At 65.4% G+C, this 20,156-nt stretch carries 19 protein-coding genes; 9 read left to right on the top strand and 10 right to left on the bottom strand.

Annotated features, from left to right (window positions below):
* Positions 1-68: 68 nt before the first annotated feature.
* The 3 genes from xdhC to xdhA all read right to left on the bottom strand — a co-directional run bounded on the left by xdhC (position 69) and on the right by xdhA (position 4,688).
* Positions 69-644 (bottom strand): xanthine dehydrogenase accessory protein XdhC, encoded by a 576-nt coding sequence (xdhC, locus tag ACTHN9_RS00305; RefSeq protein WP_440534749.1) that lies wholly within the window; start codon positions 642-644, stop codon positions 69-71.
* Positions 641-3,043, bottom strand: a complete 2,403-nt coding sequence (gene xdhB / locus ACTHN9_RS00310) for a xanthine dehydrogenase molybdopterin binding subunit (protein ID WP_440534750.1) — start codon at positions 3,041-3,043, stop codon at positions 641-643. The genes xdhC and xdhB overlap by 4 nt, the downstream gene beginning before the upstream one ends.
* A gap of 76 nt (positions 3,044-3,119) precedes the next feature.
* On the bottom strand, positions 3,120-4,688 hold the full coding sequence (xdhA, locus tag ACTHN9_RS00315; RefSeq protein WP_440534751.1) for a xanthine dehydrogenase small subunit: 1,569 nt from the start codon (positions 4,686-4,688) through the stop codon (positions 3,120-3,122).
* A 291-nt stretch (positions 4,689-4,979) separates the two neighbouring features.
* Here xdhA and ACTHN9_RS00320 point away from each other — a divergent pair, with 291 nt between their 5' ends.
* From ACTHN9_RS00320 to ACTHN9_RS00330, 3 genes are all read left to right on the top strand, one after another.
* Entirely contained in the window at positions 4,980-6,188 is a 1,209-nt protein-coding gene (locus tag ACTHN9_RS00320; protein WP_440534752.1) for an MFS transporter, read from the top strand.
* 314 nt (positions 6,189-6,502) lie between these two features.
* Positions 6,503-7,897, top strand: coding sequence for a selenium-binding family protein (locus tag ACTHN9_RS00325; protein ID WP_440534753.1), 1,395 nt, complete (start codon positions 6,503-6,505; stop codon positions 7,895-7,897).
* Positions 7,898-7,994: 97 nt separating this feature from the next.
* Positions 7,995-8,624, top strand: coding sequence for a hypothetical protein (locus ACTHN9_RS00330; protein WP_440534754.1), 630 nt, complete (start codon positions 7,995-7,997; stop codon positions 8,622-8,624).
* A gap of 43 nt (positions 8,625-8,667) precedes the next feature.
* On the opposite strand, the gene ACTHN9_RS00335 is transcribed toward ACTHN9_RS00330, so the two are convergent.
* Positions 8,668-9,885 (bottom strand): pyridoxal-phosphate-dependent aminotransferase family protein, encoded by a 1,218-nt coding sequence (locus ACTHN9_RS00335; protein WP_440534755.1) that lies wholly within the window; start codon positions 9,883-9,885, stop codon positions 8,668-8,670.
* Between the two features lie 234 nt (positions 9,886-10,119).
* Complete coding sequence (locus tag ACTHN9_RS00340) at positions 10,120-10,677, bottom strand: plasmid fertility inhibition factor family protein (protein WP_440534756.1); 558 nt, start codon at positions 10,675-10,677, stop codon at positions 10,120-10,122.
* A 174-nt stretch (positions 10,678-10,851) separates the two neighbouring features.
* On the opposite strand from ACTHN9_RS00340, the gene ACTHN9_RS00345 reads away from it, so the two are divergent.
* On the top strand, positions 10,852-11,682 hold the full coding sequence (locus ACTHN9_RS00345; RefSeq protein ID WP_440534757.1) for a crotonase/enoyl-CoA hydratase family protein: 831 nt from the start codon (positions 10,852-10,854) through the stop codon (positions 11,680-11,682).
* Here the strand turns inward: ACTHN9_RS00345 and fahA are convergent.
* The 3 genes from fahA to ACTHN9_RS00360 are packed head-to-tail and all read right to left on the bottom strand — an operon-like array spanning position 11,664 to position 14,629.
* Positions 11,664-12,971 (bottom strand): fumarylacetoacetase, encoded by a 1,308-nt coding sequence (gene fahA / locus ACTHN9_RS00350; protein ID WP_440534758.1) that lies wholly within the window; start codon positions 12,969-12,971, stop codon positions 11,664-11,666. The genes ACTHN9_RS00345 and fahA overlap by 19 nt on opposite strands.
* The gene (gene hmgA / locus ACTHN9_RS00355; protein WP_440534759.1) at positions 12,968-14,326 is read right to left on the bottom strand and encodes a homogentisate 1,2-dioxygenase; all 1,359 of its coding nucleotides are present in this window, start codon (positions 14,324-14,326) and stop codon (positions 12,968-12,970) included. Before hmgA ends, fahA begins: the two co-directional genes overlap by 4 nt.
* A 57-nt stretch (positions 14,327-14,383) precedes the next feature.
* Positions 14,384-14,629 (bottom strand): DUF2783 domain-containing protein, encoded by a 246-nt coding sequence (locus ACTHN9_RS00360; protein WP_440534760.1) that lies wholly within the window; start codon positions 14,627-14,629, stop codon positions 14,384-14,386.
* A 177-nt stretch (positions 14,630-14,806) separates the two neighbouring features.
* Here ACTHN9_RS00360 and ACTHN9_RS00365 point away from each other — a divergent pair, with 177 nt between their 5' ends.
* On the top strand, positions 14,807-15,622 hold the full coding sequence (locus tag ACTHN9_RS00365) for an EAL domain-containing protein (RefSeq protein WP_440534768.1): 816 nt from the start codon (positions 14,807-14,809) through the stop codon (positions 15,620-15,622).
* Positions 15,623-15,685: 63 nt separating this feature from the next.
* On the opposite strand, the gene ACTHN9_RS00370 is transcribed toward ACTHN9_RS00365, so the two are convergent.
* Positions 15,686-16,555 carry an IclR family transcriptional regulator gene (locus ACTHN9_RS00370; RefSeq protein WP_440534761.1) on the bottom strand — a complete coding sequence of 290 codons (870 nt, stop codon included), beginning with the start codon at positions 16,553-16,555 and terminating at the stop codon, positions 15,686-15,688.
* 83 nt (positions 16,556-16,638) lie between these two features.
* On the opposite strand from ACTHN9_RS00370, the gene ACTHN9_RS00375 reads away from it, so the two are divergent.
* The 4 genes from ACTHN9_RS00375 to ACTHN9_RS00390 all read left to right on the top strand — a co-directional run bounded on the left by ACTHN9_RS00375 (position 16,639) and on the right by ACTHN9_RS00390 (position 19,568).
* Positions 16,639-17,829, top strand: coding sequence for an acyl-CoA dehydrogenase (locus ACTHN9_RS00375; protein WP_440534762.1), 1,191 nt, complete (start codon positions 16,639-16,641; stop codon positions 17,827-17,829).
* Between the two features lie 367 nt (positions 17,830-18,196).
* Positions 18,197-18,499: a DUF883 family protein gene (locus tag ACTHN9_RS00380; RefSeq protein WP_440534763.1), complete on the top strand. Its 303-nt coding sequence runs from the start codon at positions 18,197-18,199 to the stop codon at positions 18,497-18,499.
* A gap of 139 nt (positions 18,500-18,638) precedes the next feature.
* Positions 18,639-19,025, top strand: coding sequence for a phage holin family protein (locus ACTHN9_RS00385; RefSeq protein WP_440534764.1), 387 nt, complete (start codon positions 18,639-18,641; stop codon positions 19,023-19,025).
* A gap of 78 nt (positions 19,026-19,103) precedes the next feature.
* Positions 19,104-19,568 carry a DUF3318 domain-containing protein gene (locus ACTHN9_RS00390; RefSeq protein ID WP_440534765.1) on the top strand — a complete coding sequence of 155 codons (465 nt, stop codon included), beginning with the start codon at positions 19,104-19,106 and terminating at the stop codon, positions 19,566-19,568.
* A gap of 22 nt (positions 19,569-19,590) precedes the next feature.
* On the opposite strand, the gene ACTHN9_RS00395 is transcribed toward ACTHN9_RS00390, so the two are convergent.
* A complete protein-coding gene (locus ACTHN9_RS00395; protein WP_440534766.1) occupies positions 19,591-20,061 on the bottom strand; it encodes a type IV pilin protein in 471 nt (156 codons plus the stop codon).
* Positions 20,062-20,156 lie beyond the last annotated feature (95 nt).

Consider the following 20,156-nt stretch of genomic DNA (forward strand, 5'->3'; position numbering starts at 1 on the left):
CCGAACCGTGGCCGCCGCAGGCTTTCCCGCTGACGCCGCGGCTGGCTGCCGGTCGTGCTTGCCGGCCGCTACCTATGGGCCGACGCTGTTGTCGAACCGGACTCGCATGTCAGGACCGCCGTTCTCGTCGACCGCGACCGCACCTGCATCAACTGCGCACAGACGGCCACCGCGATCGAGGACGGGGCCTTGTCGACGATCCCCGGCACGCCGATCGGGCACACCATCTCGTGCAGCCGCCCCGGTTCGACGCCGCGCTCGATCAAGCGTCGCTCGAACTTCACGCGCTTCGTCTTCGAGCCGATCATGCCGAAATAGGCGAAGTCGTTGCGACGCATGATCCGCACGGCCAGCGAGAAGTCGAGCGCGTGGTTGTGCGTCATGACAAGAAAGCACGCGCCCACCGGCGCCGCGTCAATCACGGCTTCGGGCGTATCGGTGGCTTCGATCTGGACGTTCGCAGGTACCTCGTCGGGGAAACACTCGTCGCGCGCGTCGACCCATTGGACCACGCACGGCAACGTGCCGAACAGCGTCACGAGCGCGTGGCCGACGTGCCCGGCGCCGAACAGCACGATATGCAGCGGCGGCGTGCCAGGGCGAGGGCTCGGGCTTGGCCCCGGCGCGAACGACCATTCGTTCATACCGGCGCTCCCACGCTGGCCGCGCCGAGATCGCGCTGCGCCCGTGCCGCCCGTACGGCGCCGACCGCTTTGAGAATTTCCTCAGCGGTGGCCGGCGCATTTAACGGCGGATTGACTTCATAGTCGCCTACGCTCGCCACGGCGTCGCGAATCGCGAAGAAGACCGAGAACGGCAGGAGCAGCGGCGGCTCGCCCACCGCTTTCGAGCGGTGAATGCTGTCCTCGGCGTTGCGGTTCGCGAACAGCCGCACGCGCAGATCGGGCGGACAATCGTTGACCGTCGGAATCTTGTAGGTCGACGGCGCATGCGTCATGAGCTTGCCGCCGGCGTTCCACCAGAGTTCCTCGGTCGTGAGCCAACCCATTCCTTGGATGAAACCGCCCTCGACCTGCCCGATGTCGAGTGCCGGGTTGAGCGAGGCGCCCACGTCGTGCAACGCGTCGGCGCGCACTACGCGCATTTCGCCGGTCAGCGTGTCGATCACGACTTCCGAGACGGCCGCGCCGTAAGAGTAGTAGTAGAACGGCCGGCCTTGCAGCTTTTGTTGATCCCAGTAGAGCTTGGGGGTCGCGTAAAAGCCGTCCGACCACAACTGCACGCGTGCCAAGTAGGCCTTGGCGACGACCTCCTCGAACCGAAGCGCGAGGTCGCCGACATAAACGGTATCGCCTTCGAAAACGACGTCGCTCGGCCCGGCCTTGCCTTCGCCGAACCGGTCGGCGACGAACGTGGCCAAGCGCTCGCGCAGTTGGCGCGCGGCGTCCTGAGCAGCCTTGCCGTTCAAGTCGGATCCTGTCGAAGCGGCCGTCGCCGAGGTATTGGCCACCTTGCTCGTATCGGTCGCCGTCACGCGCACCCGCGCAAAGCCGACGCCGAGTTCGTGCGCAACCACTTGCGCGACCTTCGTATTGAGCCCTTGCCCCATCTCCGTTCCGCCGTGATTCACGAGCACCGAGCCGTCCGTGTAGATGTGCACGAGCGCGCCCGCTTGATTGAAGTGGGTGACGTTGAACGCGATGCCGAACTTGACAGGCGTGATCGCGATGCCCTTCTTGAGAATCGGGCTCGTCCTATTGAACGCACGCACTTGTTCGCGGCGGCGCGCGTAGTCGCTCGTCGTCGCGAGTTCTTCCACCAGTTCGTGGATGACGTTGTCCTCGATCGTCTGCCCGTAGGTCGTGACGTTGCGCTCATGCTTGCCGTAAAAATTGCGGCGGCGCACGTCGAGCGGGTCGAGCTTCAGCGAGCGCGCGATGCTATCCATGATGTATTCGATCGCAAACGCGCCTTGCGGGCCGCCGAAGCCGCGAAAGGCGGTGTTCGACTGCGTATTGGTCTTACCGCAAAAGCCGGCGATGTCGACGTTCGGCAGCCAGTAGGCGTTGTCGAAGTGGCAAACCGCACGCGTCATGACGGGCCCGGACAAATCGGCCGAGAAGCCGCAGCGCGAAGTCATATCCACCGATACGCCTTCGATGAGGCCGTCGTCGTCGTAACCCACGTCGTACCGATAATGAAAATCGTGGCGCTTGCCCGTGATCATCATGTCGTCGTCGCGGTCCGGGCGCAGCTTGACGGGGCACAGCAGCTTCCAAGCCGCGACCGCCGCGCAGCAAGCGAATATCGCCGATTGCGACTCCTTGCCGCCGAAGCCGCCGCCCATCCGGCGGCATTCGATCAGCACGCTGTGCGAAGGCAGGCCGAGCGCGTGGGCGACGTGATGCTGCATTTCGGTCGGATGCTGCGTCGAGCACCAGACGTGCATGCCGTCGTCGTCCTTCGGCACGGCATAGGCGATCTGCCCCTCGAGATAAAACTGCTCTTGCCCGCCCAACAGCAGCTCGCCGGCATCGCGATGCGGCGCATGGGCGATCTTGCCCGCCGGTTCGCCGCGCGCGAGCCGCATCGGCGGCAGCACCGATCGGTTCGCCGCGCGCGCCGCTTGCGCCGTCAGCACGGCCGGGAGCTCCTCGAATTGCACCTTCGCGCGCCGCGCCGCCAGGCGCGCCGTGTCGTGCGACGTCGCGACGACGATGAACATCGGTTGCCCGACGTATTGCACGAGGCCGTCGGCCAGGATCGGATCGTCATGGACGATCGGGCCGCATTGGTTCTCGCCGGGGATGTCGTCGGCGGTAAACACGGCCACGACGCCGGGCGTCGCACGCACGTCGTCGAAGTTCATCGACGCGATTTTGGCGTGCGCCTTCGGCGAGATACCGAGCGCCGCGTGCAGCGTGCCGGCGACGAGCGGGATGTCGTCGGTATACGTGGCGCGCCCGCTCACGTGCAGGTGCGCCGATTCGTGCGGTCGGGAAACGTGGACTTGGCGGAACGCCCCGCGCTCGCGTTCGTCGCGCGCGAGATCGGTCAAAAACGGTTCGGCTTGCTGGTTCATTGCTGTCTCTCTGCTGGCTTTTTCTTGGCGCTGACGGATGGCGGTATCGGCGGTATCGGCGGACAGTCCTAAACGGTTAAGCGGGCGTCTCGAGATCGACGAGCCGCACGTTCAATGCTTGCGGCGGCAGCGGATCGTGCTCGCGCGTCTCGAGCCAGAAGCGGTAAAGCAGGTTTTGCGCGGTCTGCAACCGGTACTCGCTCGTCGCACGCATATCGGAGAGCGGGGCATAGTCCTTGGCGAGCGCCTGCATCGCCGCTTGCGCCGTCGCTTCGTGCCATGTCGCATCGGCCAGCAGGGCTTCCGCCTGCGCCGCGCGCTTGGGCGTGGCGGCCATGCCGCCGAAGACGATGCGCGGCGAGCGGATCGTGCCGCCGTCCGCGATAAACGAGAAAGCGGCGCACACCGCGGAAATGTCGGAGTCGAAGCGCTTGGACAATTTATACGTCCTGAAGCGCAGCGCCTCGCGTGCCCCGGTGCGCGTGGGCACCTTGAGCGCGGCGACAAACTCGTGCTCGGCCATGTCCTTCTTCTGGTACGCGAGATAAAGATCTTCCAGGGCCAGTTCGCGCTCGACATCGCCGCCTCGCAGCACGACGCGTGCGCCCAACGCGATCAAACCCGGCATCGAATCGCCGATGGGCGATCCGTTCGCGACGTTGCCGCCGAGCGTGCCGGCGTTTCGGATCGGCAAGGAAGCGAAGCGCTTCCACATTTCGTCGAGTTCGGGGTAGTGGCGCGCCAGCTCTGCGTAGGCGCGCTCCACCGTCACGCCGGCGCCGATCTCGATCCAATCGGCCGAGGTTTCGATGCGCTGCAGTTCCGCCACGCGACCGATATAGACGATATCGCCGAGCGCGCGCATCTGTTTGGTGACCCAAAGGCCGACGTCGGTGCTGCCGGCGAGCATCCGAGCAGCGGGCCGCCCGACCTTGAGCGCGGCCAACGCATCGATCGTCCGAGGCGCGTCGAACGCGTCGCCGCCGTGCTCGTAATGGAACGTGTCGTCGCGTTGGATCGTCGCGAGCGTCCGCGACAGCGCAGCCACATCGATCGGCGCCTTCGGGCCCGGCAACGCAAACATCCGTTCGCCGGCGTCGACGATCGGCCGATAGCCGGTGCAACGGCACAGGTTACCCGTCAATGCATCGGCGATCTCGGTGCGCGACGGCGCGCAGGCGCTGCCGCATGCGGCCCCACCCGCGCCGCCGGCCCCGGCGCAGGACGCCGCCTGCGCCGGCGCGGCGCCTTCGCCGCCGTGCTTGCGGTACAGCGCCCACATCGACATGACGAATCCCGGCGTGCAAAAGCCGCATTGCGAGCCGTGACAGTCGACCATCGCCTGCTGCACGGGATGCAGCGAGCCGTCGGGTTGGCGCAGATCCTCGACCGTGAACAATGCCTTGCCGTCGAGCGTCGGTAAAAATTGGATGCAGGCATTGACGGCCGAAAACCGCAGACCGCCGACGCCATCGGGCTCGGCGACGACAACGGTGCAGGCGCCGCAGTCGCCCTCGGCGCAGCCTTCCTTGGTGCCGGTGCACTGGACGTCCTCGCGCAAGTACTGCAAAACAGTACGCATGACGGGCGCGTCGCTGACTTCGCGGATGGCGTGGCGATGGTAGAAACGGATCGATTGGCTCATGGTCGTGGAAAGCGAAAAACCGGAAGGCACGTTTGTTTGTCGTTTGATCGAAAACTAACACCACCAATATGCGCAACCCATAGGGCGCGTCGCATGCTGCTCATATTCCGGCGCCGATATGTCGGTGTGTGTCGCTGTGCGCTTTTGGCCCCGTTTTTCGCCCGGTTTAGCGTTGCTGCACTGCAAAGAAACCGGTCCCATGTCACAATATCGGCTTACGCCACACGGGCGGCTTGGCTTCAAGTCTGGTTTTCCCTTACCATCGCCGCCGCACTGTCATTGCTTTCGCTCATGTCCGCCGCCTCCCCCGCTCTGTCCGATCGCGCCGCCACGGCTCAAATCGTCCCGATCGTCTTCTTTACGTTTATCTGCTATCTGATCATCGGTTTGCCGCTGCCCGTGCTGCCCGGCTTCGTGCAAAGCCAGCTCGGCCTCGGCTCGGTGCTGGCGGGTGCGGCGGTTAGCGTGCAGTATGCGGCGACCCTTTTTTCGCGGGCGCACGCCGGCCGGTTTTCCGACACGCTCGGTCCGAAGCGCACGGTTGCCATCGGTCTCACGGCGTGCGGCGGGAGCGGCGCGCTGCTCGCTTTGGCCGTGGCGTGTCACCCTTGGCCGGCAGTCAGTCTCGCGATTTTGGTCGCGAGCCGGTTCGCGCTCGGTTTCGGCGAAAGCTGCGTGGGCACGGGCGCGATTCTCTGGGGTATCGGCCGCGTCGGCGCCACGCACAATGCGCGCGTGATCTCGTGGAACGGCATCGCGACCTATGGCGCCCTGGCGATCGGCGCGCCCGTCGGCGCGGCGCTCGACCATTCGATCGGGCCTTGGGCGCTCGGCGCGGCGACGATCGCGCTCGCGGCGATCGGCTACGTGCTGGCGCGCCGGCTGCAAGCGGTGCCGCTCGTGCATGGCGAGCGCATGGGCTACGCGAGCGTGTTCATGCGCGTACTGCCGCACGGCGTCGGGCTTGCGCTCGGTACCGCAGGTTTCGGCTCGATCGCAACCTTCATCGCGCTCTATTACGCGGCGCGCGGCTGGTCCCATGCGGCGCTCGCCCTGACGCTGTTCGGCTCGTTTTTTGTCGGCGCCCGTCTGCTGTTCGCCAATGCCATCCGCACCTATGGCGGATTTCGCGTGGCGCTCGTTTCGTTTTCGTTCGAATGCGCGGGCCTCGTCACCCTCTGGCTCGCCGGCGCTCCGCACGCCGCGCTCGTTGGCGCGGCCGTGACGGGTTTCGGCTTCGCGCTCGTGTTTCCGTCGCTCGGCGTCGAAGCCGTCGAACTCGTGCCGCCGGCCAGCCGCGGTGCCGCCCTGGCCGCCTACTCCGTCTTTTTCGATCTGTCGTTGGGCATCATGGGACCGCTCGCCGGCTACGTGGCCGGGGCCTTCGGTTACCCGTCGGTCTTCTTCGTCGCCGCCATTGCCGCGGCCGCGGCAGCGTGCCTCTCGCTCGCGCTGTATTTGCGGCACGTGCGCGGCGGCGGGATGGCGCCGGCCGTTTAGGGCGCGGCGGCCGGTTCGGTAGCCGTCGCCCCGTCAAGGGAATTGCCCCCTAACGCGCCTCAATCGCGTGCCCCACTGCCGCCCCATGGTGCCCGCCGCCCGCTCGGCATTCTTGCCCGATTCAAAATACGAATTAGCGCATAAGAGGGCGATTCATACCGAACGTTAAATAACAACCCCCAGAATTGATAGGCAAAAAGCCGCAAAAGCTTCGTTCCAGGTTTCTCTAATTCTTATTCCATTTCGTTTCTTGCTTTTTCGTTCGTTAGCCCCCTAGGATATTTGCTTCGCCCCAGAAAAAGAGGAAGAAGCTCATGTCGTCCTGGACACCCGATCCGACCTTCTACCCTTCCGCGCGTCTTGCCGCCGAGGCCCCGAAGGAAACGCTGGCATACGTTGCGAGCTTCGATCCCACCCGTCGCGTGCCAGACGAAATTGCCGTCGTCGATCTCGATCCCGGTTCCTCCGATTACGGAAAAATCGTAGAGCGCGTCGCCATGCCCAATACGGGCGACGAGTTGCATCATTTCGGCTGGAATGCGTGCAGTTCGCATCTTTGTCCGAATGCGCCGCATGCGCATGCCGAACGCCGCTATCTCATCGTGCCGGGCCTGCGAAGCTCTCGCATCCACGTCCTCGACACGAAACCCGATCCGCGCCGGCCGCGCATCGTGCGCGTCCTCGAACCCGATGAAGTCGCGAGTCAATCCGGCTACACGCGGCCGCATACCGTGCACTGCGGCCCGCAAGGCATCTTCGTCGTCTCGCTCGCGAATGCCGAAGGCGATGCGCCCGGCGGCATCTTCCTCATGGATCACGATACATTCGACATCCGCGGCCAATGGGAGATCGATCGCGGCCCGCAACGGCTCGCCTACGACGCCTGGTGGCATTTGGGGTTCGATACGCTCGTGTCGAGCGAATGGGGCCTGCCGGCCACGTTCGAAAACGGCCTCGTGCCCGAGATCCTGCTCGGCGGCCAATACGGCCACCGGCTGCACTTCTGGGACTTGAACACGCGCAAGCACAAGCAAACGATCGACTTCGGCGAGGAAAATCAGCTCGTCTTCGAGTTGCGTCCCGCGCACGATCCCACGAAGGCGCACGGCTTCGTCAACTCGGTCATCAGCTTGAAGGACCTCTCGGCGTCGATCTGGACGTGGTACCGCGAAGGCGATCGCTGGGCGGCGCGCAAAGTCATCGAGATTCCGGCCGAGCCCGCCGATCCGGCGCTGCTGCCGCCGATGCTCAAGCGCTTTAGCGCCGTCCCGCCGCTCGTCACCGACATCGCGCTCTCGCTCGACGATCGATTCCTCTATGTCGCCTGCTGGGGCACGGGCGAAATGCGCCGCTACGACGTCTCCGATCCCCACCATCCCGAGCTGGTCGGCTCGGTCAGGATCGGCGGAATCGCCGGGCGCGCGCCCCACCCGAACAGCGGCAATCGCCCGTTGAACGGCGGACCGCAAATGGTGGAAGTAAGCCGCGACGGACGCCGTGTCTATTTCACGAATTCGCTGTACGGCGCCATCGACGAGCAGTTCTACCCCGACGGCATCGACGGCTGGATGGTCAAGCTCGACGCGCCGGAGGGCAGCGGGCTAGCGTTCGACCGGGAGTTCTATCTGGAATGGCCGAAAACGCATCGGCCGCACCAGATCCGGCTCGAAGGCGGCGATGCGTCGTCCGATTCGTACTGCTATCCGTGAACGCGCCGATGCGAAGCGCCCGCATCGCCCGTCGCCGACGGGCCGCCTTGGCCATCTTGGCCATCTTGGCTACCGGGGTGCGGCGATGAGCGGGACGATGCAAGCGAGCGTCGTGGCGCCTTGGCTCGCCGTCGTCGGCAGCGGCATTTTTCATGGCGTGAATCCGGCGATGGGCTGGCTGTTCGCCACCGCCCTCGGCTTGCAACGCGGGAGCCGTACGGCGCTCGTTGCGGCGTTGCCGCCGCTCGCGCTCGGCCACGCGGCGTCGATCTTCGCCGTCACCTCGTCGGCCCTCGTCCTTGGGCTCGCCTTGCATGCGGGCTCGCTCAAGATCGTGGCCGGGGCGGTCCTGCTCGGATGGGCGCTCTACCACTGGCTTTACGGCCACCGGCATCGCGTACGTGTGGGCATGACGGCGGGCGCCGCGGGGCTCGCGGTATGGTCGGCGGCAACCGCCACCGTGCACGGCGCGGGCCTCATGCTCGTGCCCGCGTTGATGCCGATCTGCGGCGTCGCGGCCACAGCGAGCTTGGCCGGCACGCTCGGCCCGGCCGCGCTCGTCACGGTCGTTCACACGCTCGTGGCGTCCGCCACGAGCGCGGCGATCGCCTTCGCGGCCTACGAGTATCTGGGCCTGCGCATGTTGCGCCGCGGCTGGATCAACTTCGATTGGATCTGGTCGGGCGCACTCGCCTTGACGGGCGCCGCGCTGCTCGCGCTCGCCTGAAGCTTGTCCCAGGGCGCGGCACGCCCCGGGCGCCCTCTTTCGCTCAACGTCCGCGGGCGTTTTCCGACAACGAATGCTCGAGCGCTGCGACGCCGGCCGGCAAATCCACGCGCGCGCCCAGTTCGAGCATCGTGCGGCCGAGGGCATGCAGCGTCCGAAACAGATTGTGCTCGCGGCACTGCTCGCCCATTTGCCCGATACGCACGATCGGCAATCCGAACGAACCCGAGATCTCCACCTGGTGCTGGCGCGAGATGTGGCCGCAGACGTCGGCGGGGCTCAGTCCCGCCGGTGTCGAAATGCCGACGACGGAATTCAGCCGGCACGGCTCCGGCGCGAACAACGCGAGGCCCATCGCCGAAACGCCGGCTTGCAGCGCGAGCGAGCATTTGAGGTGGCGCGCGAAACGTTTTTCGAGCGTTTCGGCGCAGACGAGCCGCAACGCTTCGTGCAAGGCGAGCACGCCCGACACGGGCGCCGTGTAGTGATAGCCAGCGTTATGCCAAAAATTCTCCGCGAGCGAAGCGTCGAGGCACCAATGAGCCCCCGGCTGCTTGCGCGACTTCATCCGATGCCAGGCCGCGTCGGAAAAAGCAATGAGCGACACGCCCGGGATCGACGACAAGCCCTTTTGTCCGCCGGTAATGACGGCATCGATTCCCCAGGCGTCCATCTCGAGCGGCATCGTGCTCAACGTGCAGACGGCGTCGACGACGACAAGCGCGCCGGCCGCCTTCGCCAAGGCGGCAATCTCTTTCAGTTGATGATTCCAGACCGTATTGGACGTCTCGCCTTGAACAATGGTGACGACCTCGGGCGTTTCGCGCGCAAGCGCCTCGGCCACCTCGGCAAGACTCGCCACCGCGCCGTCGGCCACGTCGAGGGTGGCCACCTGCGCGCCGCAGCGTCTCGCCATTTCGGCCATCCGCGCGCTGAAAAAGCCGTTCTTGATCGAGAGCACGCGCGTGCCGGACCAGGCGAGGTTCGCGATCGCCATCTCCATCGCAGCGGAGCCCGGGCCGGCCACGCCCAAAACCCATTTCGAACGCGTCTGGAAGACGTAGCGCGCCATGTCCTTCACTTGCCCGATGACCTTCGACATCGTGGCCCCGAGGTGGTTGATGACGATCGCATTGGCCTTGGCCACGGCGGCGGGAATCGGCACCGGGCCGGCGCCCATCATCAACAACGGTTCTTCGGGGAGGATCGCGTCGAGCGACACGACGTCGGGGCAAGCAATGGAGGGCTCGGTGCTGGACATGGTTAGGCGCAATAGGGGTTCGCGGAAACGACGGGTCCGCTCCGCCGCGCGCGAGGCTCGGCCGAAATGGTGCAACGCGGCGAAGGGAACACCGATCATTGCCCCATTTCGGACCGTCCGCAAGCATTTTCGACCGAACGCGATCTCGGATAGGGCTAGCCGTCCGTCTTTGCACGGCTCCGTCCGCCCGGCCTGGCTCGGAAGGCCGGATTCGAACCGGCGCTCAACCGGATCTCAACGCGCGGACAACGGGGCCTGCGGCGAACGCGCCGACGCGCCGTCGACCGCGGGCGCGGGCGGCGCCACGTATCCGCACAAGCTCGTCAGCAAGGCCGCCTCGCGCTCGTGCACCTCCACGGGGAATGCGACGGCGCCCGCGTGAGCCAGATAGCGCGCCCGATGCTGGCCGTTGCGAAACCCAACGACGCCCTCGTGCTTGAGCCGCAGCCAGCCGAGCAGCCCGTGCACGCGGCGCGTCTCGATGGTGACGTACGGCATGGCGGGGATGCGCTCGTTGTCGGGGTCGAGGAAGTCGCGGATCCCCTTGACTTTGCCGGTGTGCCAATCGCCGACGGGCGGCAGCACGTAATCGGTATCGTCGCGCGCGGCGCATTCGAGCAGCTTGTGCGCATCGACGATCACGACGCGATGGCGGCTTTGATCGTCTTCGAACACGCGTTTCAAGCGCACGTGATCGTAGTGGGGATGACCGAGAAGCGGGACGAGCCAAGTCGGGGCGGGACCGGCCGAGGGTGCGAGAGCAACCGCATGGATCGATGCGGACGTAGACATGACGAACGTATGATTGTTGGAGTGCCCGGCGCGGTGACGCCGGTTTCGCTGCGCTCATCTCGCAGCGAAACCGCGCAGCCTATCGCTCGATCGTGACATCTGCGTGACAAGCGCGACAGATCTGTCTGACGATTCGCCGTGTCCCAACGTTACGCCCAAGAACGGAGACGAGCAATGCAAGAGACCTTTGGTTTTGGCGCGCACGTACGGATCGAGACGTCCGCCGCAGGCGTCGCAACAATCGTGCTCGATCGGCCGCGGTGCAGAAATGCGATCGATGGGCCGACCGCCGTCGCCCTCGGCGCCGCGTTCGCCCATTTCGAAGCCGAGCCGGCGTGGCGGGCCGGCGTGCTCTTCGGCGCGGGCGGGACATTCTGTGCGGGGGCCGATTTGACGGCGATGGGCGACGAAGATCGCCGCAACGAGGTGCGCCCCGATGGGAGCGGACCGGGGCCGATGGGCCCGACGAGGATGACGTTATCGAAGCCCGTGATCGCGGCGATCGCCGGTCATGCCGTTGCCGGCGGGCTCGAACTGGCGGCGATGTGCGACCTGCGCGTGGTCGAGGAAGACGCCGTGCTCGGCGTGTTTTGTCGACGGTTCGGCGTGCCGCTCATCGATGGCGGCACCATTAGGCTGCCGCGTTTGATCGGGTTGTCGCGTGCGCTCGATTTGATTTTGACGGGGCGGGCCGTCGATGCTCGAGAAGCGCTGGCGATCGGGCTCGCGAATCGCGTCGTGGCGAGCGGTGCGGCAAGGGAAACCGCCGAAATACTGGCGGCGCAACTCGCCGCGTTTCCGCAAGCGGCTTTGCTTGCCGATCGTCGATCGGCCTTTGAAAACAGCTCGATGGACGATCTGGCCGAGGCCCTGCGTCGCGAAGGGGCGGGCGGTTATCGAGCGGTGTTCGACGAAGGCATCGCGGGGGCGGCACGCTTCGCCGAAGGAGTCGGGCGTCATGGCGAGGGGGTAGGCGGCGCGAACGCTCAGCCCCGAGCCGGCTGAATCTTCCCGACGCACGTCCCGAAGCCGACGCGATACCCGTCTCCTTGACACCAGCCCGCGAGCGTCAATTCATCGCCATCGACGATGAACGTGCGCGTCTCGCCGCCGTCGAGCGACACGGGCCGCGCGCCGTTCCAGGTCGATTCGAGCAGCGAGCCGCACGAGTCGGGCGTCGGCCCGCTGATCGTGCCCGAGCCCATCAGATCCCCCACGCGCGTGTTGCAGCCCGAGACGGTGTGATGGGCAAGCTGTTGCGCCATCGTCCAGTACATGTACTTGAAGTTCGTGCGCGCAATCGTGCTCGCCGTGGCCGAGCCTTCGGGCCGCAGCAGCACTTCCAGTGCGATGTCGAACGCATGCGAGCCCGCATGCCGCAGGTACGGCAGCGGCTCCGGCGTCTGCTCGGGCTGGGCGACGCGGAACGGCTCCAGCGCGTCGAGCGTCACGACCCACGGAGAAATCGTCGTCGCGAACGACTTCGCATTGAACGGACCGAGCGGCACATACTCCCATTGCTGAATATCGCGCGCACTCCAATCGTTGAGCAGCACCATGCCGAAGATATGATCCTCGGCCTCGCCGCAGGCAATCGGCTCGCCGAGCGCGTTGCCGCGCCCGACGATGAAGCCCGTTTCCAACTCGATATCGAGTTTGCGACACGGGCCGTAGATCGGCCGCTCCTGATCAGGCAGCTTCAGTTGACCCATCGGGCGACGCACGGGCGTCCCACTGACGACCACCGACGACGCGCGCCCGTTATAGCCGATCGGCATCTCCGACCAGTTCGGCAGCAGTGCATTCTTCGGGTCGCGAAACATCGAGCCGACGTTTGTCGCATGCTCCTTCGACGAGTAGAAATCCGTGTAGCCGGGGATCTCGACAGGCAAATGCATCGTCGCGTCTTGCATCGGCACGAGCACGCGCTCACGCAGGGCCGCATCGTCGCGCACCGTCGAACAGCCGGCATCGAACAGCGTGCTCAATTGGATGCGCACATTGCGCCAAGCCTCGCGCCCGAGCCCGATGAACGCGTTGAGCGACGCCCGCGCGAACACGTCCTCTTGCGCGTCGAGCGCGAGGTGTCCAGCCGAGCGCAGCGCCGCTAGATCGACGATCGCATCGCCTAACGCGACACCTGCGCGCGGACGCGCATGGCGTCCGTCGCTGAAGATGCCGAACGGCAAATTCTGAATGGGGAAATCGCAGGTCGTCTCGTTTGCCGATGCGAGCCAGCTACGCTTGGCCGGATCGCGCGTTGCCGCCAGGGCCTTGGAAAAATCGTTCGTCATGCCGATTGCCGCTCCGCGTTGAAATGCTTCTTCAGCCCCTGCCAACATTCGAAGTAGTTCGCCTGCAACTGCGCGCTATCGAGCGCGAATTGCGTGGGCTTGAGCAGCGTGCGCGTCTCGAACATGAAGGCAAGCGTGTCGCCCACCTTTTGCGGCGTCGACGTATCGGCCTGCGTTGCCTTCTCGAAGGTGCCGGCGTCGGGACCGTGCCCGGACATGCAGTTGTGCAGGCTCGCCCCGCCCGGCACGAACCCTTCGGCCTTGGCGTCGTAGACCCCATGCACGAGCCCCATGAACTCGCTGGCGACGTTGCGATGGAACCAGGGCGGCCGGAACGTATCCTCGCCCGCGAGCCAGCGCGGAGGAAAGATGACGAAGTCGATGGTATCGACGCCCGGGGTATCGCTCGGCGATTGCAGCACGAGGAAGATCGATGGATCGGGATGGTCGTAGCTGATCGAGCCGATCGTGTTGAAGCGGCGCAGGTCGTACTTGTAGGGCGCGTAATTGCCGTGCCAGGCCACCACGTCGAGCGGCGAATGCCCGATGTCGGCGCGCCACAGGTTGCCGTTCAGCTTGGCGACGAGTTCGAATGCCCCCTCGCGGTCTTCATAGGCGGCGTGCGGCGTCAGAAAATCGCGCGGATTGGCGAGGCCGTTCGAGCCGATCGGCCCGAGGTCGGGCAGTCGCAGCAACGCGCCGAAGTTTTCGCAGACATAACCGCGCGCCTGCCCATCGACGAGCGTCACGGCGAAACGCACGCCGCGCGGCACGACGGCGATCTCGCACGGCTCGAGCTCGAGCACGCCCATTTCCGTTGCGATTCGCAGCCGCCCTTCTTGCGGCACGATCAGGAGTTCGCCGTCGGCGTTGTAGAAAAAGCGGTCCTGCATCGACCGGTTGGCGGCGTACAAATGAATCGCGCAGCCCGACATCGCCTCGGCCGAGCCGTTGCCGGCCATCGTGACGAGGCCTTCGACGAAATCGGTCGGCGCGGCCGGCATGGGCAACGGATCCCAGCGCAGTTGATTGGGCGGCGTCGGGGGCGTATCGGCGAAGTTCGCGACGAGCCGGCGCGGGGCCGCCGCGCCGCCGCTTGGCACGAACGACGCGAACGGCTCGAACGGCCGATGCACGGCCGCGGGCCGAATGCGGTAAAGCCACGTGCGGCGGTTGTGGGCGCGCGGCGCCGTGAAGGCCGTGCCCGATAGCTGCTCGGCGTACAAGCCGTACGGCGCGCGCTGCGGCGAGTTGCGCCCGATCGGCAGCGCACCGGGCAGCGCCTCGGTGGCGAATTCGTTCGCGAAGCCCGACTGGTAGCCAGGCTCCGCGTCGCGGCGAGAAACATCCTGCATGAGTAGTTCTCCGATGAAACGATGAATCGTTGAATCGATAGGCGGCGTACGCGGCGCTTAGACGCCGGCCGCATTCGAAGCGGCGCTCGCAGGGACGTCTTGCCTCGCCAGCGCCATTGCCTCGCGCAGAACGTCGAGATCGCCGATGTGGTTGGCCAGCAGCAGAATCAGCTTCGCGTTGACGAGCGCGCTCGCCGGCTCGGTCAGATCGCGATGCATCTCGATCAGCGCCTCGTAAAAGGCATCGGGATCGGGTAGCCGCGGATCGGTCCGCAAGCGCCCGGGTGTGATCGGCGAACTCATCGACAAAGCCCTCCCTCTGGTCGCGCAGTCGGATTTACGAATAGTAAAACGGATTACGCATAGTTAAATCAACGTAAACCCCGATGGAACGATGCTCGGGAATGTCGATATAAGCAACTAGCTGATGCCGAAACCGCGCAGCCTGGTACCATCGTCTGCGTGCCCTTTTCTCCCCCGATGATCCCGCCAACCATTCCCGAGCTCGTTGCGCGAGCCGCCGATCACCCCTCTTTGCGCGAACACCTCTCGTTCGACGAGCGCGAAGGGACGGCCTTTGCGTGCTTTCGGAACGTGCGTTTGCAAAGCGCCTATCAGCCGATCTTCGACGTGAGCATGAGCGGCATGCAGACCCTGTGGAGTTCGCCGGAGCAAGCCGACCGCTTCGGCGACGAACTCGGCTTCCAGGGGTTGACCGAGCGAGCCGACGGCGTTGCGTTCGATCCGTTCGATACCGTCGCCGACGATCGCGACCTCGTCACGCTCGACCGCCTCGCGCGTACGCTGCATGCGGTCAACTTCTTCGGCGCCCAGCGCCACGGCATGTTGTTTCTACGGGTTCACGAACGGCTGCTCAAGAGCGTGAAATACGATCACGGGCAGCATTTCTCGTCGGTGCTAATCGGTTTCGGATTGAATCCGGCGCGCGTGATCATCGAACTGCCGAGCGTGGCCGTCGCGCACCGCACCTTTCTTGGCTACCTCGCCAACAGCTACCAGCGCTACGGCTTCAAAGTGGCGGGCAATTTGCCCAATGCAGGCCATATCCTGTCGGTATCCGACATGGCTCGGCTCGATTTCATCAAGATCGACGGCGCCGCCGTGCTGCGCGACGCGATGGCCAAGCCGCTGATCGCCTATGCCAATCGCCTCGGCATTCCGCTGATCTTCGATCGCGTCGCAACCGAGGCTCAGTTCGACGCGTTGTCGCAGTTCGGCGCTCGGTTCGTTCAGGGGCCGTTGTTCGCCCCCAAAAAGGCCTGCGTCGAGCGTTAGCCGCCGGGGTTGGTGACCCTGGGGCGAAAAGGGTGGAAGGGATGGAAGGGGCGTAGCGGCAGATCAGCGAGCCTGTCCCAGACGCCGCGCAAGCGCACATAGCCGTGGCGCGATCCGCTCGCGAAATACGTCCTCGCCCATCGAGGAAGCCGGCCCGCTGCAACTGAACACGAGCCAACGGCCATCGCGCGGATCGCGAAACGGCACGGCCACCGCGTTCACGTCCTTGTGCCAATCGCGAAACGAAAAGCAGCACCCGTCGCGAGCAAACGCGGCGATCTCGCGTCGCGCCGCCTGCACGGCCTGCGCCGCCGCGACCGAATTCGCAGCGGCCGGCGCCTCGCCCACCGCCTCCGTGCCGCCCTCGTTCCCGATCCCGCCCAGTTCCGAGAGCAACGCTTCGCGCTCCTCGTCGCCGATGACAGCCAGATAGGCGCGCCCCATCGAACTCGTCAGCATCGACAGCCGCGAGCCGGACGCGAGCCCGAGCGTGAGTGCGGTCTCGCTGCGGATCGTCTCCAAGTAGATCATGTCCTGCCCGTCGCGGCAGCCGAGCGAGACGGCTGCCCCCACCTCGCGCGCGAGCGCCCGCATGTGCGGGCGCGCAAGTTCGAGCGTATCGGTCCCGGCCAACAAACCGAAGCCGAGCGACAGCACGCCCGCATCGAGCGCGTACTTGCCGAGCGTTTCGTCGAACCGCAAGTAACCGAGCGCCGTCAACGTGTACGCAAGCCGATTGACCGTGGCTTTGGGCAAACCCGTGCGCGCAACGAAGTCGCGGTTGCCGAGCAGCGTGTCGCCGGGACGGAACGCGCGCAATAACTCCAGCCCGCGGGCCAACGCGACGACGAACTTGCGCTCGTCGACGCCCTCGGGCAAGCCCTGCGGCCGGGCGCCCGGAACGGGCGAGGAACGAAAAGTGGATACGCGCATCGGCGGGTGTTAAACTCGATCATGGTTTGCAAAACAGTGTTCCGCATAGCGGAACTTTAGTCAAGCATGGAAAGGAGATGACGATGGCCGACGCCGCCCGGTTCCAATGGGACGACCCGCTGCTGCTCGATCTGCAGCTGACCGAAGACGAACGGATGGTGCGCGACGCGGCGCATGCCTACGCGCAAGACAAGCTGTTGCCGCGCGTAACGGAGGCGTTCCGCCACGAGCGTACCGACATCGAGATTTTTCGGGAGATGGGCGAACTCGGGCTGCTCGGTCCGACGATTCCCGAGCAATACGGCGGGCCGGGCTTGAACTACGTCGGCTACGGCTTGATCGCGCGCGAGGTGGAGCGCGTGGATTCGGGATATCGGTCGATGATGTCGGTGCAATCGTCGCTCGTCATGGTGCCGATCTTCGAATTCGGTTCCGATGCGCAGAAAGCGAAGTACCTGCCGAAACTGGCGACGGGCGAATGGATCGGCTGCTTCGGCTTGACCGAGCCGAATCACGGTTCCGATCCGGGCAGCATGGTGACGCGGGCACGCAAGGTCGACGGCGGCTACTCGCTCTCGGGCGCGAAAATGTGGATCACGAATTCGCCGATCGCCGATGTCTTCGTCGTCTGGGCGAAACTCCAAGAAGACGGCAAGGACGCAATCCACGGCTTCATTTTGGAAAAAGGCTGGAAAGGCCTCAGCGCCCCGGCGATTCATGGAAAGGTCGGCCTGCGCGCGTCGATCACGGGCGAGATCGTGCTGGACGAGGTGCTCGTGCCCGAAGAAAACCGGCTGCCGAATGTGAGCGGCCTGCGCGGTCCGTTCACCTGTTTGAATTCGGCGCGTTACGGCATCGCCTGGGGCGCACTGGGCGCGGCCGAGTCGTGCTGGCACACGGCAAGGCAATACGTGCTCGACCGCAAGCAGTTCGGGCGCCCTCTTGCCGCCAATCAATTGATCCAAAAGAAGCTGGCCGACATGCAAACCGAGATCACGCTCGGGTTGCAGGGCGTCTTGCGTCTGGGCCGGATGAAGGACGAAGGCACGGCCGCAACCGAGATCACGTCGATCATGAAGCGCAATTCGTGCGGCAAGGCCCTCGAGATCGCACGGCTCGCCCGCGACATGCTCGGCGGGAACGGCATCTCGGACGAGTTCGGGGTCGCCCGTCATCTCGTTAATCTAGAAGTCGTCAATACGTACGAAGGCACGCACGATATCCACGCGCTGATTCTTGGCCGCGCGCAAACGGGCATCCAAGCATTCTTCTGATTTTCCAAGCATCGAAGTCGACAAGATTTCATGCGGGCCGCTCGCCGTTTCGGCAGCGGCCCGCATTGCGTCCGGTCCGCATACGGCCGAACCCTTCCTCCCGCCACCCCGTACGCCGCAAGACTTTTGCCGGCGCGCGTCCATCCGATTGCGCCGAACTTCCCGTTGCTCGCCGCGTTGTAATTTCGCCTCGCTCGCGCGGCGCTTCGATTCTTTGACCCAAGTCGAATTCGCGTGCCGACACGCTCGCATACTACGAGTGCGCCAATCGGGAACGGTTCGTGCGAGACGCAAACCATGCTGCAGTGCGCCGCCGGTCAGCCTATCTTTGGTACGATGCACGCATGAACGAAATAAGGGGGCTCTAATGTCAGAAGTCAACAAGGAGAGACTGATGTCCGATATCAGAACCGTTCTCGCGGACGCCGAGGATCTGTTGAAACAAGCCGCGAGCGCGACAGGCGAACGCGCTTCCGAGCTGCGAGAAACCGCGCTGGGCCGCTTGAAGCAAGCGAAGGAAAAGGCGGCGGACGTGCAAGTCGTCGTCGTCGAGAAAGGCAAGAAGGCGGTGCGCGCCACCGACGACTACGTGCACGAACGTCCGTGGACGGCCATCGGTATCGCGGCCGGCGTCGGCGTGCTCGTCGGTCTGCTCATCAACCGCAAGTAACCCGCGCTCGCGCGAAGGGCGGCCCCCGTCCTTCTTCATCGCGGGCTGTTGCCGGGCATGGCCGGCGCCGAGCGGAGAACCTTCGCCTCGGCGCCGTCGCCATCGCCGGCCGTCGCATTGCATGCTTTTTCGCCAATCCATGCCAAACGATACGCATTCGCAGCATGCCGGCCATGGGCCGCTGCGCCGCATGATCGCATCGGTGGTCGCCTTGCTTCACGCGCGGCTCGAATTAATCGGCATCGAGTTGGCCGAGGAGCGCGAGCGGCTCGTCGCCGTGATCTTCCTCGGGCTCGTCGCCGTGATGTTCGCGATGATGGCGCTCATCAGTTTGACGGCACTGATCGCCGTCGCCTTCTGGGACACCTACCGCTGGCAGGTGCTCGCCGGGATTACGGCCGTTTATGGGCTCGGTGCAGTGATCTGCGCACTGCGTGCCCGTAGCGGTTTGCGAGCGGCGCCGATCGTTTTCGAAGCCACGCTGCACGAATTCGAGAAGGACCGCGACATGTTCCGCGAACCGTGAGCGCAAGTGCGCCCGCGCGCGGCGCGGTGCGCATCGCCGCGGCTTCCCGGCCCTTTGCTTGACCGAACCCTCGCCCCCATGAACTCGACCACCTCGCCCCATTCGGCGCGCCGCAGCTCCCCGGTGCGCGATTCGAGTACCCCGCACATGCGCGCGGTCCGCAAGGAACTGCTCTTGTTGCGCGCCGAAGTCGAGCGTGCGGAGTTCGTGCAAGCGCGCGCGGAGCTTCGCCAAAAGTTCTCGAACCTCGGCTGGCTCAAGCTGCTAGTACCGGGCCTCGGCAGCGTCCGGCCCAAGGGGAGCGGACGCGGCGTGAACGCGACGATCATGGACTGGGTACTCAATCATCCGCTCGCCAGTTCGGTGGCGTCGCTCGCCTTGGGCAAGCCGCTGCGAGCAACCATCGCCGCCGGCGCGAAACCGCTCCTGAAGTGGGGGGCCCTCGGGAGCGCCGCGTGGGCCGGACTGCGCCTGTGGAGCCATCTCGCGCGCAAGCGCAACGAACCCACGCCGAGCGAGCAGGACGAAGCGAGCAAGGAGTAGCCGGATGGCCCCTACAGCCAGGCTAGGTTGCGCGCCCCGACCAGCATCGTTCGATCCTCGCCTCGCCGGCTATCGGGCCTAGATTCGAGCGCACGCCGAGCGCATCGAGGACGAACGTTCCGCATGCGTCGGTACGCATGGGTCCATCGGCGGCGGGGATCGCGCGCAGTTCGTAGCCGCCCTGCGCGTCGCCTGCCGGCGACCATTCCAATCGATAAACGATCCGGCCATGGTCGGGCACTCGGCCAAGGCCGGGCGGTAACGTGTACGCCGCGCCGCGCGCGGCCGGGCCTGCGACGCCGGCCGCCGCGATCGCTTGCGCCGCACGGTGCAGCGCGATGACCGCATCGATGCGATGGCCGCGGGCGACGTATGCCTGGTATGACGGTACGGCATAGGCCGCAAGTATGGCCGCTATCGCCAGCGCGACGACCAGTTCCAGCACGGAAAACCCGGTGGACGATTCGCTCGTTTTCATTTCGCCCGTTTTCATGGCGCTGTCCTCTCGATCGTATCGATCGAATCTAGCTTGTCGATCTTGTCGATCTTGTCGATCTTGTCGATCTTGTCGATCTTGTCGATCTTGTC

It is taken from the genome of Trinickia sp., assembly GCF_051953405.1.
In the GTDB taxonomy this organism is placed as follows: domain Bacteria; phylum Pseudomonadota; class Gammaproteobacteria; order Burkholderiales; family Burkholderiaceae; genus Trinickia.

What these genes read in the sequence shown, in the direction of transcription:
- ACTHN9_RS00390 (WP_440534765.1), top strand. Translation starts at nt 19,104, where the DNA reads ATGAACTCGACCACCTCGCCCCATTCGGCGCGCCGCAGCTCCCCGGTG.
- ACTHN9_RS00365 (WP_440534768.1), top strand. Translation starts at nt 14,807, where the DNA reads ATGATCCCGCCAACCATTCCCGAGCTCGTTGCGCGAGCCGCCGATCAC.
- fahA (WP_440534758.1), bottom strand. Translation starts at nt 12,971, where the DNA reads ATGACGAACGATTTTTCCAAGGCCCTGGCGGCAACGCGCGATCCGGCC.
- ACTHN9_RS00385 (WP_440534764.1), top strand. Translation starts at nt 18,639, where the DNA reads ATGCCAAACGATACGCATTCGCAGCATGCCGGCCATGGGCCGCTGCGC.
- ACTHN9_RS00345 (WP_440534757.1), top strand. Translation starts at nt 10,852, where the DNA reads ATGCAAGAGACCTTTGGTTTTGGCGCGCACGTACGGATCGAGACGTCC.
- xdhC (WP_440534749.1), bottom strand. Translation starts at nt 644, where the DNA reads ATGAACGAATGGTCGTTCGCGCCGGGGCCAAGCCCGAGCCCTCGCCCT.
- ACTHN9_RS00325 (WP_440534753.1), top strand. Translation starts at nt 6,503, where the DNA reads ATGTCGTCCTGGACACCCGATCCGACCTTCTACCCTTCCGCGCGTCTT.
- hmgA (WP_440534759.1), bottom strand. Translation starts at nt 14,326, where the DNA reads ATGCAGGATGTTTCTCGCCGCGACGCGGAGCCTGGCTACCAGTCGGGC.
- ACTHN9_RS00375 (WP_440534762.1), top strand. Translation starts at nt 16,639, where the DNA reads ATGGCCGACGCCGCCCGGTTCCAATGGGACGACCCGCTGCTGCTCGAT.
- ACTHN9_RS00330 (WP_440534754.1), top strand. Translation starts at nt 7,995, where the DNA reads ATGCAAGCGAGCGTCGTGGCGCCTTGGCTCGCCGTCGTCGGCAGCGGC.
- ACTHN9_RS00340 (WP_440534756.1), bottom strand. Translation starts at nt 10,677, where the DNA reads ATGTCTACGTCCGCATCGATCCATGCGGTTGCTCTCGCACCCTCGGCC.
- xdhA (WP_440534751.1), bottom strand. Translation starts at nt 4,688, where the DNA reads ATGAGCCAATCGATCCGTTTCTACCATCGCCACGCCATCCGCGAAGTC.
- ACTHN9_RS00320 (WP_440534752.1), top strand. Translation starts at nt 4,980, where the DNA reads ATGTCCGCCGCCTCCCCCGCTCTGTCCGATCGCGCCGCCACGGCTCAA.
- ACTHN9_RS00380 (WP_440534763.1), top strand. Translation starts at nt 18,197, where the DNA reads ATGTCAGAAGTCAACAAGGAGAGACTGATGTCCGATATCAGAACCGTT.
- ACTHN9_RS00395 (WP_440534766.1), bottom strand. Translation starts at nt 20,061, where the DNA reads ATGAAAACGGGCGAAATGAAAACGAGCGAATCGTCCACCGGGTTTTCC.
- ACTHN9_RS00360 (WP_440534760.1), bottom strand. Translation starts at nt 14,629, where the DNA reads ATGAGTTCGCCGATCACACCCGGGCGCTTGCGGACCGATCCGCGGCTA.
- ACTHN9_RS00335 (WP_440534755.1), bottom strand. Translation starts at nt 9,885, where the DNA reads ATGTCCAGCACCGAGCCCTCCATTGCTTGCCCCGACGTCGTGTCGCTC.
- xdhB (WP_440534750.1), bottom strand. Translation starts at nt 3,043, where the DNA reads ATGAACCAGCAAGCCGAACCGTTTTTGACCGATCTCGCGCGCGACGAA.
- ACTHN9_RS00370 (WP_440534761.1), bottom strand. Translation starts at nt 16,555, where the DNA reads ATGCGCGTATCCACTTTTCGTTCCTCGCCCGTTCCGGGCGCCCGGCCG.